Genomic DNA, 6,841 nt, shown 5'->3' with positions numbered 1-6,841 from the left:
GGGCCGCCGGGCGACGTTCACCCGGCCTGACAGGAGACCGAGGGCCAGTTCCAGTTGCCGTTGTGCTGGATGGTGAGGCCGAAGTTGTTGCCGCTGCCGTTGGGCCTAGCGGTCATCACCTGGGCGCTGGGGAAGCTCGCGCTGGTGTTCCAGGTGGCGATGACCTTGGCGGGCGAGGGGATGTTCAGCGTGACGGTCCAGTTGCTGGAGCCGGAGACCGCGACGTTGAGGTTGTAGCGGTCGCTCCACGACTGGCCCGCCGAGAGGGTGGCGGTGCAGCTGCCGCCGCCGCTGGGCGGAGGGCTGGAGGGCGGAGGGCTGGAGGGGGTGCCGCCTCCGTCGGGCGCGACGGCCCGGCCGGTGGAGGGGGAGATCATGCCGGCGCACAGGTTGCGGCTGCGCAGGTTCGCGGCGATCTGCGAGATCGCCTGGACCGTCGTGGCGTACTGGTCGTGCATGAGGATGATCTGGCCGTTCTGCAACCGGCCGGCGGCCTGGACGATCTGCGCGGTGCTGGCGCCGTTCCAGTCCTGCGAGTCGACGTCCCAGATGATCTCGGTGAGGCCGAGCTGCTGCTCCACCGACTTCAGGGTGCCGTTGGTCTCTCCGTAGGGCGGGCGGAACAGCCGGGGCGCGGTGCCGGTGGCCTGCTGGATGGCCTGCTGGGTCCGCTGCAGCTCCGACTGGATCTGCGAGCTGCTCATCTGGGTCAGGTGCGGGTGGGTGTAGCTGTGGTTGCCGATCCACATTCCGGCGTCCCGCTGGGCCCGGACCAGTCCCTGGTTGTTCTGGGCGTTCTGCCCGATGTTGAAGAACGTGGCGCGCAGGCCGTTGGACTTCAGGGTGTTCAGCAGATTGTTGGTGTTGTTGGGGTTGGGTCCGTAGGTGAGGCCGACATAGCCAGCGCTGCAGTCGGCGGCGCTGGCCGAGGACGACAGGCCCACGGCGAAGCTCGCGCCCAGGACGCAGGCGGCGACGGCGATGAGCAGTTTGCGGACACCGGACAGGCGCCCGCGAGTTCCGCCGAGGGGGGCGGCACTGTCGATCATGTCTGTTCCTCCACTGGAACGCTGATCGTCGACATGGCATGTGCGTACGGCGGCCGGCCTGCGCGCCATTCTGCGGACCGCCTCGAAACATGTCAATGAGATGAAGAAACATTTCAAGCGGCTTAACCGCTTAAGGAGGACATGACCTCATGAAACGCCGATGAAATTCTCGAAACGTTTCGGCGCCCCGTCACCCTGGATCGCGGTCAGGCGATGAGCTGGGCCATCGCCTTCTGGATGCGCTTGTCGGAGACGGGGTAAGGAGTGCCGAGGGTCTGGGCGAAGTAGCTGACCCTCAGCTCCTCCAGCATCCAGCGGATGTCGGTCACCGCCCGCTCCGAGCGCCGCGCCGGGGGCAGGCGGTCGACGGTCTCCTCGTAGGCCATGCGGATCTCGTCGAGCCTCAGCATGCGCTCGCGGTCGCGGTAGGGGTCGTCGGGCAGCTTCTCCAGCCGCCGCTCGACCGCCCGCAGGTACCGCTGCAGGTCGGGCAGGCGCGTGTAGCCGGTGGCGGTGACGAAGCCGGGGAAGACCAGCGACGACAGGTGCTCCTCGATCTCCTCCAGGATGTCCTGCGGGTCCTTCATGGGCGAGAGCGTCGCGCGGGCCTTCTGCCAGACGGCCAGGATGCGCTCGACCCTCGCCACCGCCTCGGCCGTCGTGTCGTGAAGCTCGGCCCGCACGTGGTCGTGCACGCGCGTGAAGGCGGCCGCGTCCCACGCCGGGCCGCCGGCCTCGGCGATGAGCTTGTCGGCCGCGCAGGTGACGCAGTCCTCGAACAGCTCGGCGGCGTCGCGGTGCGGGCTGTGGCTCAGCGCGAGCTTCTGCTGGGTGGTGAGCCCGCGCAGGATGGCCTTGGCCGGCGAGGTGACGTTCAGCAGGACCAGCCGCCGCATGCCCGCCCACATCGCCGCGCGCTGCTCTTCCTCGGTCTCGAAGACGCGGACCGCGACGCTGCTCCCCTCGTCGACCAGCGCCGGGTAGGCCTTGATGCGCCCTTGCTCGAACAGCTTGGGCAGCTCGCCGAAGGTCCAGGAGCGCAGGCCCGTGCGTTCGAGGCTCTCGCCCGCGCGTGACAGCGTGGCGCGCAGCTTGGGCGCCAGCCGCCGCTTCAGCGCCGGAAGGTCCTTGTCCTCGGCGACCGTGCGCTTGCGCTCGTCCACGACCCGGTAGGTGACCCGCAGGTGGTCGGGCAGCCGGCTCGGGTCGAAGGCGTCCGGCTGCACCCGCACCCCGGTGAGGGCGAACAGCTCGCGGGCCACGGCCTCCGCCAGCGGCTCGCCGCCCGGCGTCACCCGCTCGAGCACGGCCTTGGCGTAGTTGGGGGCGGGCACGAAGTTGCGCCGGACGACCTTGGGCAGCGATCGGATCAGCTCGGTGACGAGCTCCTCGCGAAGGCCCGGGATCTGCCAGTCGAACCCGTCGTCCTCGACCTGGTTGAGCACCTGGAGCGGGACGTGGACGGTGACGCCGTCGGCGTCGGCGCCGGGCTCGAACTGGTAGGTGAGCCGCATGCGCTGGCCGCCCTGCCGCCAGGCGTCGGGATAGGCCTGCTGGAGGTCGCCGGCGTCCGCGCCCTGGTTGATCAGCATCTCTGCTGAGAAGGTCAGCAGGTCGGGCTCGTCCTGCTTCTTCCGCTTCCACCAGCTGTCGAAGTGGGCGGCCGACACGACCGTCTCGGGCACCCGCTTGTCGTAGAAGTCGAACAGCGTCTCGTCGTCCACCATGATGTCGCGGCGGCGGGCGCGGTTCTCCAGCTCCTCGACCTCCGACAGCAGCCGGCGGTTCTCCTTCAGGAAGCGGTGGTGGGTCTCCCAGTCGCCCTCGACCAGGGCGTGGCGGATGAACAACTCGCGCGACAGCTCGGGGTCCACCCGGCCATAGTTGATCTTCCGGTCGACCACGATCGGCACGCCGTACAGCGTGACCTTCTCGTAGGCCATGACCGCGCCCTGGTTCTTCTCCCAGTGCGGCTCGCTGTAGGTGCGCTTGACCAGGTGCTGCGCCAGCGGCTCGACCCACTCGGGCTCGATCTTGGCGACCACCCGCGCCCACAGCCGGGAGGTCTCCACCAGCTCGCCCGCCATCACCCACCGGGGCTGCTTGCGGAACAGCGCCGACCCCGGGAAGATCGCGAACCGGGCGTTGCGGGCGCCGATGTACTCGCGCACCGGGCGCCGCCGCGGCCCCGCCTCGTTCTTGTCGGACTTCTCGACGTCCAGCACGCCGATGTGGGACAGCATGCCGGCCAGCAGCGACACGTGGATCTGGTAGGGGTCGGGGCGCGTGGTGTTCAGCGTGACGCCGAGCCCCTTGGCGACCTGCTTGAGCTGGCTGTAGATGTCCTGCCACTCGCGTACGCGCAGATAGTTGAGGTAGTCGGCCTTGCACATGCGCCGGAACTGGCTGGATGACAGCTCGCGCTGCTGCTCGCGCAGGTGGTCCCAGAGGGTGAGATAGCTCAGGAAGTCCGACTCCTTGTCGGCGAACCTGGCGTGCTTCTGGTCGGCCTGGGCCTGCTTGTCGGCCGGGCGCTCGCGCGGGTCCTGGATGGACAGCGCCGCGGCGATGACCATGACCTCGGTGGCGCAGCCGTTGCCGTCCGCCGCCAGCACCATGCGCGCGAGCCTCGGGTCGATGGGAAGCTGGGCGAGCTTGCCGCCGATCGCCGTGAGCTTGCGGTGCTCGTCGAAGGCGCCCAGCTCCTGCAGCAGGTTGACGCCGTCCTTCACCTGCCGCTGGTCGGGCGGCTCGACGAACGGGAACGCCGCGATGTCGCCGAGGCCGAGCGAGGTCATCTGCAGGATGACCGAGGCGAGGTTGGTGCGCAGGATCTCGGGGTCGGTGAACTCCGGCCGGCCGAGGAAGTCCTCCTCGTCGTAGAGCCGGATGCACACGCCGTCGGAGGTGCGGCCGCAACGGCCCTTGCGCTGGTTGGCCGACGCCTGCGAGATCGGCTCGATCGGCAGCCGCTGGACCTTCAGCCGGTGACTGTAGCGCGAGACGCGGGCGAAGCCCGGGTCGACCACGTACTTGATGCCCGGCACAGTGAGCGAGGTCTCGGCCACGTTGGTCGCCAGGACGACGCGCCGGCCCCGGTGGGCCTGGAAGACCCGGTGCTGCTCGCCGGCCGACAGCCGCGCGTACAGCGGGAGGACCTCCTCGGGGCGGCCCTTGAGCGCCTCGGCGGTGTCCCTGATCTCGCGCTCGCCGCTGAGGAAGACCAGGATGTCGCCCGGCCCCTCCCGGCACAGCTCGTCCACCGCCTCGACGATGGCCTGCGCCTGGTCCTCCTGGTCCTCGCGGATCGGGCGGTAGCGCACCTCGACGGGATAGGTGCGGCCGGAGACCTCGACGATCGGCGCGTCGCCGAAGTGGCGGGAGAAGCGCTCGGGGTCGATGGTCGCCGAGGTGATGATGACCTTGAGGTCGGGCCGCTTGGGCAGAAGCTGCTTGAGGTAGCCGAGGATGAAGTCGATGTTGAGGCTGCGCTCGTGCGCCTCGTCGATGATCAGCGTGTCGTACCGGGACAGGAGCCGGTCGCGCTGCATCTCGGCGAGCAGGATGCCGTCGGTCATCAGCTTGACCAGCGTGTCGTCGCCGGAGTGGTCGGTGAAGCGCACCTTGTAGCCGACGGCGTCGCCGAGCGGGACGTCGAGTTCCTCGGCGATGCGCTCGGCCACGGTGCGCGCCGCGATGCGGCGCGGCTGGGTGTGACCGATCTGCCCCTTGACACCCCGCCCGAGTTCCAGGCAGATCTTGGGGATCTGGGTGGTCTTGCCGGAGCCGGTCTCCCCCGCGACGATCACCACCTGGTGGTCGCGGAGCGCCTCCAGGATGTCGTCCTTGCGCCCGCTGACCGGCAGGTTCTCGGGATAGGTGAGGGCGGGCACCAGCGCCCGGCGGGCCGCGACCCGGGCCTCGGCCGCGTCGATCTCGGTGGCCACCTGGTCGGCGATGGAACGCAGGGCCTTGCCGTCGCGCACACGGCGCGCGCCGTCGATGCGGCGGCGCAGCCGGAGCTCATCGCGCAGCATGAGCGCGGGCAGCCGCTCGCGCAGATCGGTCAGAGGCGATTTCAACGAAGACGTTCCCATGGTCGCTTTCCCGGCCGTCTCGTCGAACGACCGCCACCGGCAAGGATAAGCAACCTTCCCCGGCTCTCCGCCAACGGTTTACCGGCGCCCCGTACCCCGATTTCGTCCCCGCCCCCCTGACCTGCGCTCTTACCCCTCGGCTTCCCCTCGGCGCGCCTTCCGCGAATCCCCGGCCCCGCCGGCGGCGACCACCTGCCGGCGGGACGCCGGGGTCAGCGGGCGGAGCGCAACAGCTCGCCGGGTGAGTCGTGGGTGTACTTGAGCGCCTTCTCCAGGCACACGATCGCGCCCTGCCGGGGACGGTTGATGAAGCGCACGTCGTCGGCCAGCGCGCGCATGATCTGCAGCCCTCGTCCGCCCTCGGCCATCGGCGGACGCTCCCCGATCTTGTCCGGGTCGAAACCACCTCCGGTGTCCAGCACGGTGATCACGAACTTCTCCGACACGAGCTGCGCGCTGACGGTGTACTCGTCGCCGTCCGTGGCGTGCTTGATGACGTTGGAGCAGGCCTCGGTGAGCATCAGCAGGATGTCGTCCCTGATCTGCTGCTCGACGCCGAGCACCTCGAGCTCGGCCCCGAGGATCTGCCGGGTCACCGACACGCTCGCCGCATCGCGCGGCAAGCGCAATGCGATGGTCACCTCCATGATTTCTCCTTTCCGCCCACGTCACTAAAGGTGCCCCCAGGACAGGGGACAAACGCGGAAACGGAAGGTGATGAGGTCCGCGCCGCGGTCGGCGTCCGGTCATCCCTGCCCCGCGAACAATCTCCCCAGAGCCGGTCAGAACGATCGCCGGGACCGGCCCGCGCGGGGACCGAGAAGAGGTCCGCGCGGCCGGGGACGCGCGTGCGCGGCTGTGCGGGGCCGCGGCTCCCCCCGGGGCCGCGGCTGCGCGCAGGGTGGGTCAGCGGTGCGCGTGCGCGGCGGTCTCGGCGGCGAGCGCCGCCCCGATGATGCCCGCCTCGTTGAGCAGCGCCGCCGGCACGATGGGCGTCCCCGGCAGCTCGATCTGGGGCAGCCACTTGTCGGCCTTCTTGCTGACGCCGCCACCGACGATGATCAGCGACGGGGACAGCAGCATCTGGATGTGCTCCAGGTACCTCTGCACCCGTTCGGCCCAGTGCTCCCAGCTCAGGTCGTGCTTCTCCCTGGCGTGGTCGGAGGCGCGGCGCTCGGCCTCGTGGCCGTCGATCTCCAGGTGCCCGAACTCGGTGTTGGGGACCAGCAGCCCGTCCACGATCAGCGCGCTGCCGATGCCGGTGCCGAAGGTGAACATCGCCACCAGCCCCGCCCGGCCGTGCCCGGCCCCGAACCTGGCCTCGGCCAGGCCCGCCGCGTCGGCGTCGTTGAGCACGGTGACGTCCAGGCCGGTCGCGTCGGCGAACAGCCCGCGCGCGTCAAGGCCGATCCAGGAGCGGTCGACGTTGGCCGCCGTCCTGGTCACCCCGTCCAGCACGACCCCGGGGAAGGTCACCCCGACCGGACCGGTCCAGGCGAAGTGCTCCACGATCTGCCGGACGACGCCGGCGACCTCCTTCGGCGCCGAGGGGCTCGGCGTCGGCACCCGCAGGCGCTCGCGCGACAGCCTCCCGGCCGCCGTGTCGACGGGGGCGCCCTTGATGCCCGATCCGCCGATGTCGATTCCCAGCACGTCCATGTCCACTCCTCGTCGAGCCGTCACCGTCTTATTACC

The 6,841-nt window shown here is 70.0% G+C and carries 4 protein-coding genes; all 4 read right to left on the bottom strand.

Annotation, left to right across the window (positions count from 1 at the left end; all coding sequences use genetic code 11):
• Nucleotides 1-17 precede the first annotated feature (17 nt).
• Entirely contained in the window at nucleotides 18-1,049 is a 1,032-nt protein-coding gene (locus tag ABZU32_RS28010; RefSeq protein WP_354926600.1) for a polysaccharide deacetylase family protein, read from the bottom strand.
• Nucleotides 1,050-1,255: 206 nt separating this feature from the next.
• Entirely contained in the window at nucleotides 1,256-5,146 is a 3,891-nt protein-coding gene (gene hrpA, locus ABZU32_RS28005; protein WP_354926598.1) for an ATP-dependent RNA helicase HrpA, read from the bottom strand.
• Nucleotides 5,147-5,358: 212 nt separating this feature from the next.
• Entirely contained in the window at nucleotides 5,359-5,793 is a 435-nt protein-coding gene (locus ABZU32_RS28000; protein ID WP_354926596.1) for an ATP-binding protein, read from the bottom strand.
• A 259-nt stretch (nucleotides 5,794-6,052) separates the two neighbouring features.
• A complete protein-coding gene (gene ppgK, locus ABZU32_RS27995) occupies nucleotides 6,053-6,805 on the bottom strand; it encodes a polyphosphate--glucose phosphotransferase (RefSeq protein WP_354926594.1) in 753 nt (250 codons plus the stop codon).
• Nucleotides 6,806-6,841: the final 36 nt, after the last annotated feature.

Source organism: Sphaerisporangium sp. NPDC005288 (assembly GCF_040607475.1).
In the GTDB taxonomy this organism is placed as follows: Bacteria; Actinomycetota; Actinomycetes; order Streptosporangiales; family Streptosporangiaceae; genus Sphaerisporangium; species Sphaerisporangium rhizosphaerae.
Note: the sequence above shows the minus strand (reverse complement) of the source record. Positions and strands in the feature narration are given on the sequence as shown.